The organism is Streptomyces sp. SID3212 (assembly GCF_009865405.1).
In the GTDB taxonomy this organism is placed as follows: Bacteria; Actinomycetota; Actinomycetes; order Streptomycetales; family Streptomycetaceae; genus Streptomyces.
Map to the genome: position 1 here is coordinate 1 of NZ_WWJY01001127.1, position 1,123 is coordinate 1,123.

The 1,123-nt window shown below is 77.1% G+C and carries 1 protein-coding gene; it reads right to left on the reverse strand.

Features of this window, described 5'->3' with window-relative positions; genetic code table 11:
- Positions 1 to 702, reverse strand: a 702-nt coding sequence (locus GT042_RS33370) for an NAD-dependent epimerase/dehydratase family protein (protein WP_161312424.1), incomplete at its 3' end; no start/stop codon positions are given.
- Positions 703 to 1,123 lie beyond the last annotated feature (421 nt).

The window sequence follows — 1,123 nt, forward strand, 5'->3', positions numbered from 1 at the left end:
GGCGGCGGCGTCGCGCAGCTTCACGGCGCGGCCGGTGCCGATGTTGACGACGCCCTGCGCGGCGGAGAGGGAGGCGGCGTGGACCGCGCGCGCCACGTCCCGTACGTCCACGAAGTCCCGCTGCACGCCGAGGCCGGCGAGTTTCAGCTCGCCGTCGCCGGACTGCATGGCGCGGCGCATCGCCTCGGCGAGGCGACCGAGCGGGGAGCCTGCGGGCGTGCCGGGGCCGACGGGCGAGAAGACCCGCAGGACGACGGCGTCGAGGCCGGAGCCGAGGACGAGTTCGGACGCGGCGAGCTTGCTCACGCCGTACGGGCCGCCGGGCCGGGCCACGGCGTCCTCGGCGGTCGACGAGCCCTGCGGGGAGGGCCCGTACTCGGAGGCGCAGCCGAGCTGGACGAGGCGCGCGCCGCAGCCGCTGCGGCGCAGGGCCTCGCAGACGGTGGCGATGGCGACGGTGTTGTGTCGGACCAGTTCGCGGGCGCCGCCGCGGGTGGCGCCGGCGCAGTTGATGACCACCCCGGGGTGGACGGCGTCCAGGAAGCGGGTGAGCGCGCCGGGGCTGCCGCCGGCGAGGTCGAACCGTACGTCGGCGTCGTCGCCCCGGCCGAGTGCGGTGAGATGCACGGCGGGGTCGGCGAGCAGCCGGTCCGCCACGAAGCGGCCGAGGAAACCGTTGGCGCCGAGCAGCAGGACCCTCATCGCGCGACCGCCCCTCTGTGCCGGCGGGGGCGATGGTCCGGCGCGGGCGCGGGCGCGGGGGCCGCGGCCGGGGCTGGGGAGTGCGGGGTCATGTGGGTCGTCTCCTTAGGGGCGTACGGGGGTGATGCGGTCACGGGGCGTACCGGGGTACGGAGGTGGCTCCTCAGGTGTGGGCCGGGGCCCGGGCGGGCGTGCCCCCGTCGCCGGGGGTGTCCTCAATAGCCGGACGGGCTTGATGCTGCCGGGCCGGGCACGCTCGATCGTGCTTCGTCGCGGGCGCGACGGCGGGAGAATCAAGCCCGTCCGGCGCTTGAGGACGAAGCGAGGCCGCAGGCCGCGCACCCAGGCCGACGAGCCTGAGCGGCAGGGGGCGTACGCGGGCGGTGAAGTCGGCGCCGGGGACCGGGCGGTGGTCGTCGGC